Origin of the sequence: Streptomyces sp. NPDC001315, assembly GCF_042896175.1 — a bacterium.
Taxonomy (GTDB): Bacteria; Actinomycetota; Actinomycetes; order Streptomycetales; family Streptomycetaceae; genus Streptomyces.
Genome location: NZ_JBIAWZ010000035.1, coordinates 35,416 through 48,430, shown reverse-complemented (window position 1 = coordinate 48,430; position 13,015 = coordinate 35,416). Strand labels below are relative to the sequence as shown.

14 protein-coding genes are annotated in these 13,015 nt (G+C 70.3%); 6 read left to right on the top strand and 8 right to left on the bottom strand.

The genetic code is table 11. The features are described 5' to 3' along the window. Window positions 1–91: 91 nt before the first annotated feature. From ACFY16_RS41550 to ACFY16_RS41520, 7 genes are all read right to left on the bottom strand, one after another. Complete coding sequence (locus ACFY16_RS41550; RefSeq protein ID WP_390652424.1) at window positions 92–502, bottom strand: VOC family protein; 411 nt, start codon at window positions 500–502, stop codon at window positions 92–94. Window positions 503–725: 223 nt separating this feature from the next. Beyond that, window positions 726–1,346 carry a Uma2 family endonuclease gene (locus ACFY16_RS41545; RefSeq protein WP_390652423.1) on the bottom strand — a complete coding sequence of 207 codons (621 nt, stop codon included), beginning with the start codon at window positions 1,344–1,346 and terminating at the stop codon, window positions 726–728. 166 nt (window positions 1,347–1,512) lie between these two features. After that, a complete protein-coding gene (locus ACFY16_RS41540) occupies window positions 1,513–2,286 on the bottom strand; it encodes a succinate dehydrogenase iron-sulfur subunit (RefSeq protein ID WP_390652422.1) in 774 nt (257 codons plus the stop codon). After that, entirely contained in the window at window positions 2,286–4,040 is a 1,755-nt protein-coding gene (gene sdhA, locus ACFY16_RS41535; RefSeq protein ID WP_390652421.1) for a succinate dehydrogenase flavoprotein subunit, read from the bottom strand. The genes ACFY16_RS41540 and sdhA overlap by 1 nt, the downstream gene beginning before the upstream one ends. A gap of 24 nt (window positions 4,041–4,064) precedes the next feature. After that, window positions 4,065–4,559 (bottom strand): succinate dehydrogenase hydrophobic membrane anchor subunit, encoded by a 495-nt coding sequence (locus ACFY16_RS41530; protein ID WP_390652420.1) that lies wholly within the window; start codon window positions 4,557–4,559, stop codon window positions 4,065–4,067. Window positions 4,560–4,567: 8 nt separating this feature from the next. Next, window positions 4,568–4,948 carry a succinate dehydrogenase, cytochrome b556 subunit gene (gene sdhC / locus ACFY16_RS41525; RefSeq protein ID WP_133043130.1) on the bottom strand — a complete coding sequence of 127 codons (381 nt, stop codon included), beginning with the start codon at window positions 4,946–4,948 and terminating at the stop codon, window positions 4,568–4,570. A 262-nt stretch (window positions 4,949–5,210) separates the two neighbouring features. Beyond that, window positions 5,211–5,777, bottom strand: a complete 567-nt coding sequence (locus ACFY16_RS41520) for a 2-oxo-4-hydroxy-4-carboxy-5-ureidoimidazoline decarboxylase (RefSeq protein ID WP_390652419.1) — start codon at window positions 5,775–5,777, stop codon at window positions 5,211–5,213. A 230-nt stretch (window positions 5,778–6,007) separates the two neighbouring features. On the opposite strand from ACFY16_RS41520, the gene ACFY16_RS41515 reads away from it, so the two are divergent. The 6 genes from ACFY16_RS41515 (at window position 6,008) to ACFY16_RS41490 (ending at window position 11,776) form a co-directional block, all read left to right on the top strand. After that, window positions 6,008–7,609, top strand: coding sequence for a glycoside hydrolase family 20 protein (locus tag ACFY16_RS41515; RefSeq protein WP_390652429.1), 1,602 nt, complete (start codon window positions 6,008–6,010; stop codon window positions 7,607–7,609). 217 nt (window positions 7,610–7,826) lie between these two features. Then, window positions 7,827–8,432 (top strand): hypothetical protein, encoded by a 606-nt coding sequence (locus ACFY16_RS41510; protein WP_390652418.1) that lies wholly within the window; start codon window positions 7,827–7,829, stop codon window positions 8,430–8,432. A 107-nt stretch (window positions 8,433–8,539) separates the two neighbouring features. After that, window positions 8,540–8,971, top strand: a complete 432-nt coding sequence (locus ACFY16_RS41505; protein WP_390652417.1) for a hypothetical protein — start codon at window positions 8,540–8,542, stop codon at window positions 8,969–8,971. 62 nt (window positions 8,972–9,033) lie between these two features. Beyond that, window positions 9,034–9,603: an SMI1/KNR4 family protein gene (locus ACFY16_RS41500; protein ID WP_390652416.1), complete on the top strand. Its 570-nt coding sequence runs from the start codon at window positions 9,034–9,036 to the stop codon at window positions 9,601–9,603. Window positions 9,604–10,043: 440 nt separating this feature from the next. Next, window positions 10,044–10,706 (top strand): RNA polymerase sigma factor, encoded by a 663-nt coding sequence (locus ACFY16_RS41495; RefSeq protein WP_390652415.1) that lies wholly within the window; start codon window positions 10,044–10,046, stop codon window positions 10,704–10,706. Next, window positions 10,706–11,776: a hypothetical protein gene (locus ACFY16_RS41490; RefSeq protein WP_390652414.1), complete on the top strand. Its 1,071-nt coding sequence runs from the start codon at window positions 10,706–10,708 to the stop codon at window positions 11,774–11,776. The genes ACFY16_RS41495 and ACFY16_RS41490 overlap by 1 nt, the downstream gene beginning before the upstream one ends. 208 nt (window positions 11,777–11,984) lie before the next feature. Here ACFY16_RS41490 and ACFY16_RS41485 read toward each other — a convergent pair whose 3' ends face one another. Next, entirely contained in the window at window positions 11,985–12,872 is an 888-nt protein-coding gene (locus tag ACFY16_RS41485; protein ID WP_390652428.1) for a L,D-transpeptidase family protein, read from the bottom strand. Window positions 12,873–13,015 lie beyond the last annotated feature (143 nt).

Genomic DNA, 13,015 nt, shown 5'->3' with positions numbered 1-13,015 from the left:
GAGAGCTACGCCGCAGGACTCCACCTGCGCGGATCCATCCTCTGGTTACGCAGCCTGCCAGCCCTCCCGTGATCTCAACTCAGAACAGGCCCTAGGACCTCCGCCCGAGCTCGGGCCGCTTGGAGTAGTCCGTGAACCCGAGGACGTTCCCCCAGGGGTCGGCGATCTCGACCGTCCACCCGGTGGCCACGGGTGACGGCTCGTCGAGCACCGCGATCCCGGCATCCGCCAACTCCCGTGCCGCGGACCGGGCATCCGGCACCTCCACCCAGATCCGGGGCGAGGGCCACGGAGGTGGCCGACGCCCCAGCCCCTCCTCCTGCCGCAGCAGAATCCCGGGCGTCTCGCCCCCGACCTTCAACTGCGCGATCCCGGCCTCGTCGAACCGGAACCCCACGGCGAACCCGGCGCGCTCGTAGAACCCGACGGCCTCACCGAGGTCACCGACGGGGAGCAGGACGTTGTCGAAGCCGAGCGGTTCGTAGCACTGATCATCTGACATGCCATCAGATTAGGTGGAGGCCTGGCCGTCAGGTTGCCGCACTTCGGTGACTTTCCCCCGGATTGCGTAGGGGTGAGCCGTACCCTGCCGCGCCGTCCCCGGCGAACCAGGGATTGAAAGCTCGTCAGACGTGCCATGGACGGTGCGGTTGGGGGCTCGCAGTGGACGGCGGGGCGCCGCGTGCCCGCAGGACAGGGCCGACTCGAGGACCTCGTTGATCGGCTCAGCCGCTGCTCTTCGGCTGTCCCGCCTTGAGGATCTCCGCCACGTCCAGGGTGACCTTGGCGCCGATGGAGTCGGGGAGGGCGACGATTTCGCCGGGGGCGTGCGGGCGGTGGTTCTCGTAGGTGTCTCCGACCGGGTCGGTGAGGACGTGCACGCGCTGGTGCTTGCGGTCGACGACGACGTAGACCGGGACTTTCGCCTCGGCGTAGGCGGCGACCTTGGTCTTCAGGTCGTTCTTCCAGTTCCTGGAGGTGACCTCCAGGACGAGACGGAAGCAGACCGGGTCGTACGCGTTGTTCTCGATGAGGTGGTCGTCGATGTCGGCGTCCACCACCGCGAGGTCGGGAATCGCGTAATCCTCGGTGTCGGTGGGCAGCCAGAGCCCGATGCCCTGGAGCACTTCGGTTTCGTCGCTGTGCAGGCCAGCCGCGATGAAGGGGATCATGAGGCCGGTCAGAGCACGAGCGTGGGGCACATCCGGGGACGGGGTCACGAGGAGATTTCCTCCGATGATCTCGACGCGGTAGCCCGGATGGCGTTCCATGATCTCGTCGGCGATTGCCGTGAGCGAGACCGGCTCGTCGTCGTCGAAGGGCTGCTCGTCGGCTGCAGCGGACATCGCGTGCCTCCTGTGGGCCGAGGTCGAGGCCATCATCGTAGGCAGGGCGTCGTCCCCACGTCCTGCACAGCCGCGTTCACCCGATCGTGTTCCGGCATGCCCGAGGGCCCCGTTTCCCGGCAAGCAACCGGGAAACGGGGCCCTCACGGACGAAGCGAAGACGAGGTCAGAAGCGGCGCGTGATCAGCGCCTTCTTCACCTCTGCGATCGCCTTCGTGACCTCGATGCCGCGCGGGCAGGCGTCCGTGCAGTTGAAGGTCGTGCGGCAGCGCCACACGCCGTCGCGGTCGTTGAGGATCTCCAGCCGCTGCTCGCCGGCCTCGTCGCGCGAGTCGAAGATGAAGCGGTGGGCGTTGACGATGGCCGCCGGGCCGAAGTACTGGCCGTCGTTCCAGAAGACCGGGCACGAGGACGTGCAGGCCGCGCAGAGGATGCACTTCGTCGTGTCGTCGAAGCGCTCACGGTCCTCGGCCGTCTGGAGCCGCTCGCGCGTGGGCTCGTTCGTCTCCTTCGTGACGAGGAAGGGCATGACGTCGCGGTACGCCTGGAAGAACGGCTCCATGTCGACGACCAGGTCCTTGAGGACCGTCAGGCCCTTGATGGGCTCGACCGTGATCGGCTTCTCGGGGTTGATGTCCTTGATCAGCGTCTTGCAGGCAAGGCGGTTCTTGCCGTTGATCCGCATGGCGTCCGAGCCGCAGATGCCGTGCGCGCAGGAGCGGCGGAAGGTGAGGGTGCCGTCGACGTCCCACTTGATCTTGTGGAGGCCGTCGAGGACGCGCTCCTTCGGGTCGATCTCCAGCTGGAAGTCTTCCCAGGTCGCCTCGGCCGAGACCTCCGAGTTGAAGCGGCGGATCCGGAAGGTGACCGTGATGTACGGGGAGTCGGCGAAGCCCGCCTCGGGCTTGGCGTCTTCCTTGTCCAGAGTCGGGGTTGCCATCAGTACTTACGCTCCATCGGCTGGTAGCGGGTCTGGACGACCGGCTTGTAGTCGAGACGGATGGACTCGGTGCCGTCGTCGCCGACCTCGCGGTACGCCATGGTGTGGCGCATGAAGTTGACGTCGTCGCGGTTCGGGTAGTCCTCGCGGTAGTGACCACCGCGGGACTCCTTGCGGGCCAGCGCGGACACCGCCATGACCTCGGCCAGGTCGAGCAGGTTGCCCAGCTCGATCGCCTCGAGGAGGTCGGTGTTGAACCGCTTGCCCTTGTCCTGGATCGCGACGTTCTTGTAGCGCTCGCGCAGCTCGGCGATCTTCTCGACCGCCGTCTTGATCGTCTGCTCGGTGCGGAACACCATGACGTTCGCGTCCATGGTGTCCTGCAGCTCGCGGCGCAGCTCCGCCACCCGCTCGGTGCCCGTGGACGTACGCAGGCGCTCGATCTGCTCGACGACCAGGGACGCGGGGTTCTCGGGCAGCTCGACGTAGTCCGCCGTGTGCGAGTACTCCGCCGCCGCGATGCCGGCCCGCTTGCCGAACACGTTGATGTCCAGCAGCGAGTTCGTGCCCAGGCGGTTCGCGCCGTGGACGGACACGCAGGCGACCTCGCCGGCCGCGTACAGGCCCGGGACCACCGTGGTGTTGTCCGAGAGGACCTCACCCTGGACGTTCGTCGGGATGCCGCCCATCGCGTAGTGCGCGGTGGGCTGGATCGGGATCGGGTCCGTGTACGGCTCGATGCCCAGGTAGGTGCGCGCGAACTCCGTGATGTCGGGCAGCTTGGCGTCCAGCTGCTCCGGCGGGAGGTGCGTGAGGTCCAGGTAGACGTGGTCGCCCTCGGGGCCGCAGCCGCGACCCTCGCGGATCTCCGTGTAGATGGAGCGCGAGACGACGTCACGGGACGCGAGGTCCTTCATGACCGGCGCGTACTTCTCCATGAAGCGCTCGCCGTCCTTGTTGCGGAGGATGCCGCCCTCACCACGGGCGCCCTCCGTCAGCAGGATGCCCATGCGCCAGATGCCGGTCGGGTGGAACTGGAAGAACTCCATGTCCTCCAGCGGCAGCCCGCGCCGGTACACGGCGGCCTGGCCGTCACCGGTCAGCGTGTGCGCGTTCGACGTCACCCGGAAGAACTTGCCGGTGCCGCCGGACGCGTAGATCACGGCCTTCGCCTGGAAGATGTGGATCTCGCCGGTGGCCAGTTCGTACGCGACCACACCCGCGGACCGCTTCACACCATCCACCTCGGTGATCAGCTGGTCGAGGACGTAGAACTCGTTGAAGAACTCCACGCCCTCCTTCACGCAGTTCTGGTAGAGCGTCTGGAGGATCATGTGGCCGGTGCGGTCGGCCGCGTAGCAGGACCGGCGGACCGGGGCCTCGCCGTGGTTGCGGCTGTGACCGCCGAAGCGGCGCTGGTCGATGGTGCCGTTCGGGGTGCGGTTGAACGGCAGGCCCATCTTCTCCAGGTCGAGGACCGAGTCGATGGCCTCCTTCGCCAGGATCTCGGCGGCGTCCTGGTCGACCAGGTAGTCACCGCCCTTGACCGTGTCGAAGGTGTGCCACTCCCAGTTGTCCTCCTCCACGTTGGCCAGCGCGGCGGCCATGCCGCCCTGCGCGGCGCCCGTGTGGGAGCGGGTGGGGTAGAGCTTGGTCAGCACGGCGGTGCGGCTGCGCTTCGTCGACTCGATGGCGGCGCGCATACCGGCGCCACCGGCGCCGACGATGACGGTGTCGTACTTGTGGATCTTCATGAGTGGATTACCTCAGCCCCGTGCCTAGCGGATGTTCGGGTCGAAGGTGAAGATCACCAGCGTGCCCAGCAGGATGGTGAACACCGTGGCGGTGTAGAGCAGGCCCTTGAGCCACAGCCGGGTGTTCGCGCGCTCCGCGTAGTCGTTGATGACCGTGCGCAGGCCGTTGGCTCCGTGCAGCATCGCGAGCCACAGCATCAGCAGGTCCCAGACCTGCCAGAACGGGGAGGCCCAGCGGCCGGCCACGAAGGCGAAGCCGATCTTGGAGACGCCGCCGTCGAGCACGAGCTGGATCAGCAGGTGGCCGAGGACCAGGACGACCAGCACGACGCCGGACAGGCGCATGAACAGCCAGCCGTACATCTCGAAGTTGCCCCGCGTGGACTTCGGGGACTTCTTGGTGCGTGCGCGCGGGGCCTCGATGAGGGGCGCCGGGTTGTCGACGTTGAAGACGGAACCGCCCTCGACGGGGCCGACCCCGGATGCGGTGGTTTCAGTGGTGACTGCGTTATTCGACATGGGCGGCGTCAGCTCCCGAACAGTTCACGAGCGGCGTGGCCGAGGACGGGGTAGATCGCCCCGATCATCAGCACGACCCAGATACCCACGACGGACCAGAGCATCTGCTTCTGGTAGCGCGGCCCCTTCGACCAGAAGTCGACGGCGATGACGCGCAGGCCGTTGAGCGCGTGGAAGAGGATGGCGGCGACGAGGCCGTACTCCAGCAGCCCGACGATCGGGGTCTTGTACGTGGCTACGACCTTGTCGTAGTCCTCAGGGGAGACACGCACGAGAGCGGTGTCCAGCACGTGAACGAACAGGAAGAAGAAGATGAGGACGCCGGTGACTCGATGAGCCACCCAGGACCACATTCCTTCCCGGCCGCGGTACAGCGTTCCAGCCGGCACGGAAGAACCCTCCGGGAGCGGGGATTGGGGCCTGCCGGCTTGGGTGTCGGACGGGCCCGGCCGGGTACGGTCCACCGGCCCCCAGCATCGTAGCGACGTGTGCCTGCGGCGCTGACGCGGGGCCTGCCGGTGTGATCAAACTGGTAGCCCAAAGGGCACGGACGGGCTATTAACGGGCGGCTTCGGGGATGAGTGGGCTGTGTACTGGCAGGTGCGGCGCCCCTTGGGGCCGGTCGCGGCCACGCGGAGGAGCCGCAAAACGTTACTGCCTCGCGCCCTTGAGCGTGTCGACCAGCCGTTCTCTCGCCAGGCGACGGAGTTCCTCTGCCGTCACCACCCGTTCCTCTTCCGGATCGTTCGTCAATCGTGACCGGATGCCTTCGAGGATGCGGTCCAGGGTCTCCTCCCCGGCCACCCCGTCCAGGCAGATGACGAACGCGTGCCCGAACCGCGCCTCGTATGCCGCGTGCGCCGCACTCAGTGCGGTATAGGCTGCCGAATACGTTCCGTCCGGCAATGTCGGCAATGTCTCGTCCGTCAGTGCCTCCGCCAGGTCCCCCGGTGTCAGGTCGTACGCTGCCTCGTCGGAGGCCGCGAGGAGGGAGTCCAGGTCGGGATAGGGGCGATGGTCGGCTATGCGCCTGGCCCAGCGGAGGCTGCGGAGGCAGCCCAGGAGCAGGTGGTGGGCGTCCGTGGCGGACGCGGTGTTGAACTTCTCCAGCAGATTCGGAGACGGTGGAGTGCGGGTCTGCTCCTGGAGGGCGGGTATGGCGACTCGGCCCGGGAGGTAGGGAAGACGGTGCGCAGACAGCGTGGGTCCTCGCGTCACGTGTGTGTCGGCAGGCGATGCCGTGAGGTCGGCAGGCGATGCTGTGAGAGGTGTGACAACACCGTAGTGAGAGCGATCACGTCGTGTCCGTCGGATGCCCGAATTTCACCCGCACGAGAGAGTTTCGGAACGCGTGGTGGACGCCTTCGGCGTATCAGGGGTCGTAGGTTGGCGCCGTGAGCGAGCACCGGCGCCGGGCGCCGCAGAAGAAGGTGGGGCAGCGGGCACTGCTGATCGGGGCCGCGGTCGCCACGTTCGGTACGGGGCTCGCGCTCTGGGCCTCCGGCGACGACGGGAGCCCCGCGGGCTCGGCGGCGCGGCAGGCCTCCGACAGCGCGTCCGCGTCCTCGGGCGAGACCTCCTCCGGACGGGCGTCGAGTCCGAGTCCCTCACCCACTCGCACCTACGCCCTCTCCCGGACCCCGCGCACCATCCCCGCCGTACGGGCCCACACCCCGGCGCGCGGTCCGGGCTGGCGTCCGGCGTCCGGATACCGGGTGGTGGTGAGCGACGGCGAGCTGGCCGACGAGGCTCGGCTGGTCGCCGGTGAGCTGGGGCTGACGTACGCGGGCGAGAAGAGCGACGTGCGCGCCGGGGACGTACGGCTGGCGCTGAACGACGACGAGGGCGCGGACCCGGAGTCGTACGCGATGACCGTGCGCGGCGGCCGGGTGACCATCAGCGGGCCCGCCGACGCGGGAGTCTTCTACGGCACCCGCACCCTCAAGCAGGAGGTGCACGGTGGCGCCACGGCCCCGGAGGGCGTCGTGCGCGACGAGCCGGCCAAGCCGCGGCGCGGGTTCATGCTGGACATCGCGCGCAAGCCTTTCACCGCGTCCTGGATCGAGGACCGGGTGCGCGAGCTGGGCGACCTGAAGTACAACGAGCTCGGGCTGCACTTCTCCGACGACCAGGGCTTCCGGATCCAGTCCACGACCCATCCCGAGATCGTTTCCCAGCAGCATCTGACCAAGGCCGAGGTCACGAAGATCGTCCAGCTGGCCGAGAGCCGGCACATCACGGTCGTGCCCGAGATCGACTCGCCCGGTCACCTCGGCGCCGTCATCGCCGCCCACCCCGACCTCCAGCTGCGCAACGCGCAGGGGGTGGCCACGCGCGGGGCGATCGACATCTCCAAGAGGGAGTCCGCGACGATCGTCGACGACCTGCTCGACGAGTACGCCGGCCTGTTCCCCGGCAGTCAGTGGCACCTCGGCGGCGACGAGTACCAGGCGCTGACCGTGGCGGACCCCGAGGCCTCCTACCCGCAGCTGGCCGCCGCGGCCGAGGAGGCGTACGGCTCCTCCGGCACCGTCGCCGACCTCACCACCGGCTGGCTCAACGACCGCGCCGACACCGTCCGCGCCCACGACCGCACGATGCGGGTCTGGAACGACGGTTTCTTCCGCGGTACGTCCGTGCAGCCCGCCAAGGACCTCCAGGTCGCCTACTGGACCGGCAAGGAGATCGGGGCCCGGGAGCCGACGGAGTACCTGAGCGCGGGGCGCAAGGTGCTCAACTACAACGACGAGTTCCTCTACTACGTGCTCGGACAGCCGCAGACCTTCGTCTACCCGACGGGGCAGCGGATCTACGAGCAGTGGAATCCGCGCGTCCTGCGCAAGACGGCGGAGGTGCCGGCGAAGTACGACGCCCAGATCCTCGGCGGTTCCTTCGCGGTCTGGTCCGACCTGGCGAACTCCCAGACCCAGGACCAGGTCGCGGCCGGGATCCGCATGCCGCTGCGGGCGACGGTCCAGAAGCTGTGGGACCCGGGCACACCGGCCCTCTCCTGGACGGAGTTCAAGGCACTGGCGGCGCGGCTGGGGTGAGCCCGGGGCGTGTGCGGGTCGTGTACGGGCGGTTCGCCCGCCTGCCGGGCCGCTGCTCACGGGGTTCACCGCCGCCGCGGACTCGTTGGCCGAAAATCACCTCTTCCTCTGCCCGACCGGCTCGGCGTGGTGCTCCTGTGACACTACGGAGCGGTCGCACGCAGTAAGGGGAAGTGCGGGCTCCGTAAGGGATGGCGCCCCGGCGAGGGAGGCGTGAATGAGCCTGGTGGACCTCATCGGTCAGGCCGACGAACGCGGACTGACCGCGAGCGGACTGGCTTGTTTGGATCGGTGCGTACCGCTCCTCGGCGGTGATGACGAGATCCTGCGGCCACTGTGGGGGAGCCTCGCGGACGGCTCCGGCCTCGGCTCCGGCTCCGGTGACTGGGGCGAGTCGCTGGAGCAGGCGCGCGAGAAGCTGGCCGAACCGGCCCGGTCCGCCGAGAACGAAGCCACCCTTCTCGCCCACCGGATGCTCGCCGCCGCCCCGGCCGTGCGGACCGCCGCCGAGGTGCGGCTGTGGGCCGACGCCTGCTCGGTCGCCTCGCTCCAGATCCACCGGCTCCTCGACCCGTTCGAGGACGCCTCCCCGGTCGACTCCCGCCGCGAGGGCCGTACGCAGGGCATGCCGCCGCTCGTCGCCGCCGAACTGCGCCGTCAGATCACCGTTCTGGAACTGCTCGCCGAGCACGGCGCGGGCGGGCTGCGCCGGGCGCTGGACGTGTCCACGGAGGGGCGGCGGGTGCTGCGCGCCGTGGTGTCGCGGCGGGCGCGGGGCGCACGGGGCGGACAGCGGGCGCAGGGGCGCAAACCCCGAACCTGAGCGAATCCTGTGACCTTCGTGCGAGGGACGTGGGGCGGTCCTGCGCCGGTTGCGGGAACCGCTCGGATCCGGGTGACGAAAAGGCCGCTGACCTCGCTCTTCCCAATGTGACGACCTATGGGACGAGCTATGTGACGACGGGCACCGCACAGCAGGGGACCAGGCCCCATGCCGCGACCAGACCCGTGCGGTGGGCGGCGGACGTGGTGACCGCGATGCGCGAGGGCGCGCGGCTGCGGCTCGACTACTCGGCGCAGAGCCTGTGGCGGGTCGACCGGATGATCGAGGAGCTACGTCGGGAGGGCACCCCGAAGCCCGCCGTGGAGGGTGTGCTGCGCGGCTTCGGCGCGTACGCCGGTGAGGTGATCGCCCGTCAGACCGGCGCGGAGTGGTGGGCGACTGGCGGGGACCACTGGGTCCGTACCCCGGACGGACGGCTGTGGGACCCGATCGACGAGGCCCGCCGGTGTTTCGCGGGCCAGGGGTCGCTGCGGCTGCTGTGCCGGGACGCGACGGCGCCGACGAGCGCGGGCGGCTGAGCAGTGGGAGCTGGGCAGCGGGCGGCGGGGCCGTTGTCGGTGGCGGCTGATATCCATGCCGTATGAGAGACGATCACGCCGATCCGGCGGAGCTCGCGACGCTACGGGCCGCGTTCGACGTGTCCGACGAAGGCGCCTCGGCCCTGGGCTGGGAGGCGGTCCACGCCTTCGAGGCCCGGCACGGCATCGTGCTGCCCGAGCCGTACCGCGGCTTCGTCGCCGAAGTGACCGACGGGTCCTTCGCCGGACCGCCGAAGTTCGGACTGCTGGGGCTCGAGGAGGTGCCCGACGACTGGGGCGATGACGCCGGGGAGCGCGACCTGAGCCTGCCTTTCCCGCTGACGGAAGCGTGGCTGTGGGAGGACGACGAACGCCCTGCCGACGAGATCGACCCGGTTCTCGACCAGGTCCGCCACCACGGCACCGTCGTGCTGGGCACCGACGGCTGCGCGATGGACTGGCACCTGGTCGTCACCGGCCCCCACCGCGGCCACGTCTGGCAGATAACGGACGTCGGTGCCGTCCCGTTCGGCGCCGAGTTCGGGTACACCACCGCCGAGCCGGGGTTCGCAGGCTGGGTCGCGCACTGGGCGGCCGGGAAGGACTGGTTCGACGGGGCGGACACGGCCTGACGAACTGTGACACTTCTTCCAGGACTGTCACACGCCGGCCCAGCAGGGGCGAGACCGCCTTCGGGGTCGTACGCGGCGACCTGGGAGCGCCCGCGGGGCGCCGAGAACTCACTGCCAAAGCAACGGCCGGGGCCGCCACCCCCCACAGGAGAGGCCCCGGCCGTCGCGCGGCACGGGCCGCGCGGCGGCCCGTATTTCCTACAGCGCCACGAGTGCGTTTTCTGTCACACCTGCCGAGTCACGAGTTAGTTGCATGTTCTACCGACATGGACGAGTAGCGGTTTCACGCCGTAACGTGCCTTTCGCGCCGTACCGCGGACAGCGGCGGACTGCCGTGACCACCACGGAGCCTGTGACCGCAACCATCGATTGAGCAACCACGACGGCGAGGACCCGGCCCGCGAGAGCGGCGCCGGCTTAGGCGCAGCAAAAGGGGCGCGGTGCTGGGGGACGACGCGGAGCTGACGGCCGCGGTGCTTGCGGCACAGGACGGGGACGAGACCGCGTTCCGGACTGTGTACCGCACGGTGCACCCTCGGCTGCTCGGATACGTACGGACGCTGGTCGGCGACCTCGACGCCGAGGACGTCGCCTCCGAGGCCTGGCTGCAGATCGCCCGTGACCTGGAGCGGTTCACCGGCGATGCGGACCGCTTCCGCGGCTGGGCCGCGCGTATCGCGCGCAACCGCGCCCTGGACCACATACGGATGCGCGGGCGCCGCCCCGCGATAGGCGGTGACGAGACCGAGCTGACCGCCAAGGCCGCCGAGTCCGACACCGCGGGCGAGGCCATGGAGGCCCTGGCCACCGACCGCACCCTCTCCCTCATCGCCCGCCTGCCGCAGGACCAGGCCGAGGCGGTCGTGCTGCGCGTCGTCGTGGGCCTCGACGCCAAGACCGCCGCCGAGACGCTCGGCAAGCGGCCGGGCGCCGTCCGCACGGCCGCGCACCGCGGTCTGAAGCGGCTCGCCGAACTCCTCGGCGCCGATCCGGAATCGGCCGACGGCCTCGACGCCCTGCCGACACAGCGAGAACCGCGCGGCCGCGCGGTGACGTCCGCCGGTGTGACGCATCCACGCGCGCGGACGCAGAGGGACATGTGATGGCCGACGAGCAGTACAGGTGGCTGGACCGCGAAACGGCGGAGCGCTTGCTGCGCGGAGAGCCGTTCGACAACGCTGTCGACGCCACGGCCCGCGACCGGGCCGAACGGCTCGCCGAGACTCTTGGCGCGCTGTCCGCGGCGGCACCCCCGCTGAGCAGCGACGAACTCCCCGGCGAGGCCGCCGCGCTGGCCGCGTTCCGTGCGGCGCGCACCACCCGCGGCGCCGAGCGGTCGGCCGCGGGCCGCCGCACGCGCGCCCGCACCTCCTACTCCGGGGACGCCGGGCTCGTCCGCCTCGGCCGCCCCGCTCCGGCGGCCGGCCGCCCCCGCCTGGGCCGCCCGGTGCGCCTCGGGCTGTCCGCCGCGCTGGCCTTCGGCATGGTCGGCGGGGTCGCGGTGGCGGCCGGAACCGGAGTCCTGCCCACGCCGTTCGGCGGCGTCGAACCGGGCCCCGCCGCCTCCGTCTCGGCCGCCGCGAGCCCCGCCCCCCCGCTCGTCCCGCCCGCGCCGTACGGCACCGCGGGCGGCGTCACCGGCTCGGCGACACCCGACGGCACCGGCTCCGCCGGCCGGGACACGGCACGGGGCACGGACGGCGGAACCGGTGCCGAGGGCAGCGACTCCGGTGACCGCGCCGGTGCCCGCTCCGGCTCGTCGTGGAACGGTGCCGCGAGGGCCTGCCAGGACGTACGCGCCGGGCGGGACCTGAGCGCCGAACGCCGACGCGCCCTGGAGGGCGTCGCGGGCGGCTCCACGCGCGTGTGGAAGTACTGCGAGGGCATCCTCGACAGCACCGCCGCCGGCCAGGACACCAAGGCCAAGGAGGAGCCCAAGGACGACTCCAAGGGCGACTCCAAGGGCGAATCGAAGGACGACTCCAACTGGGAGAGCCGCGACGGCAGCGGCGACCGAGGGGACCAGAACAGCGAGAGCGGCGAGAGCGGCAAAGGCGATGAAGGCGGCAGGGGCGAGAACGGTGACGGCCCGGGCATAGCCCCCGACAGTGGCGGCAGCGGCAGCGGCGGTCACCGGAATGGTGCGGACGCACGCCCCGGCACACGCCCCTGACCTGCGATTTCGTAGCGCGTTGAACTTTTTTCGCGGCAGGTGTGACGTTTTCGGCGGCCGCGACGCAGTGATAAGTGAGCCGACTGGTCATCGGCCGTCGCACGGAGCCGGGGTTCCCCCCGTACCTACGGCACGTGCACCCGGCGCGGGCGGGACACGTTCCCCCGGTCCCGCCCGCGCCCCGAATCCTCTTCCGCGCTCTGCGGCGTCACCAGTACACGACGACCTTGTCGCCGTTCCGCACCTGCGCGAACAGCTCCGCGATCGCCGCCTCGTCCCGTACGTTGACACAGCCGTGCGAGGCGCCGGCATACCCGCGGGCCGCGAAGTCGTACGAGTAGTGCACGGCCTGCCCGCCGCTGAAGAACATGGCGTACGGCATCGGGGAGTCGTAGAGCGTGGACACATGGTGGCGGGACTTCCAGTAGACGTGGAACACGCCCTCCCGGGTGGGGGTGTACTGCGAGCCGAACCGGACCGACATCGTCGACACGGTCCGCCCGTCGATCATCCAGCGCAGGGTGCGGCTCGACTTGCTGACGCACAGCACCCGGCCCGTCAGACAGCGCGGGTCCGGAGCGGCGGCCGGCTGCCCGCCCATCAGGTACAGCTCCCACGGTCCGGGTTCGTGCGTCATCCCCAGCAGCCGCTGCCAGGTGACGGAGTCCACCTCACCCGTCCTCGGCAGCCCGCGCTTGCCCTGGAAGCCCTTGACCGCCTCCGCGGTGAGATCGTCGTACGTCCCCGTCGGCCCGTCGAAGAGCCAGGCGACCTGGCGCAGCCGGGCCTGGAGTTCGCGTATGTCCCGCCCGGTGTCCCCGGGCGACCACAGCACCGCCGGGGCGGCGGACGCGGTCGGGGCGGCGCTCGGCTTGTCGTCGGAGCGGGCGGGCGTACGGGACGCGTCGGGCAGGCTCGGCGCCGTACTGGTGATGTCGATGTGCACCGGCGACCGGCTGTTGCCGTCCCCGTCCGGGGGCTGCACGGTGCAGCCGCACACCGTCGCCAGCGCGGTCAGGGCCGCCACGGCGGCCAGGGTGGCCATCGGTCTCCCCATGCCCGTGCGAGTCGGCCTCCCCATGCCCGTACCACGCATCACGGACCCCCCTCGTCTCACTGTCGCCCCGCCGTTCGGCTCACCGGAGTGCGCTGATCGTGCACGATGTCACCTGAGATGTTCCCCGTGGATGACGGCACACGAACGGCGCGGCATTGTGGTTTCCAGGACCCTCCGTCGCA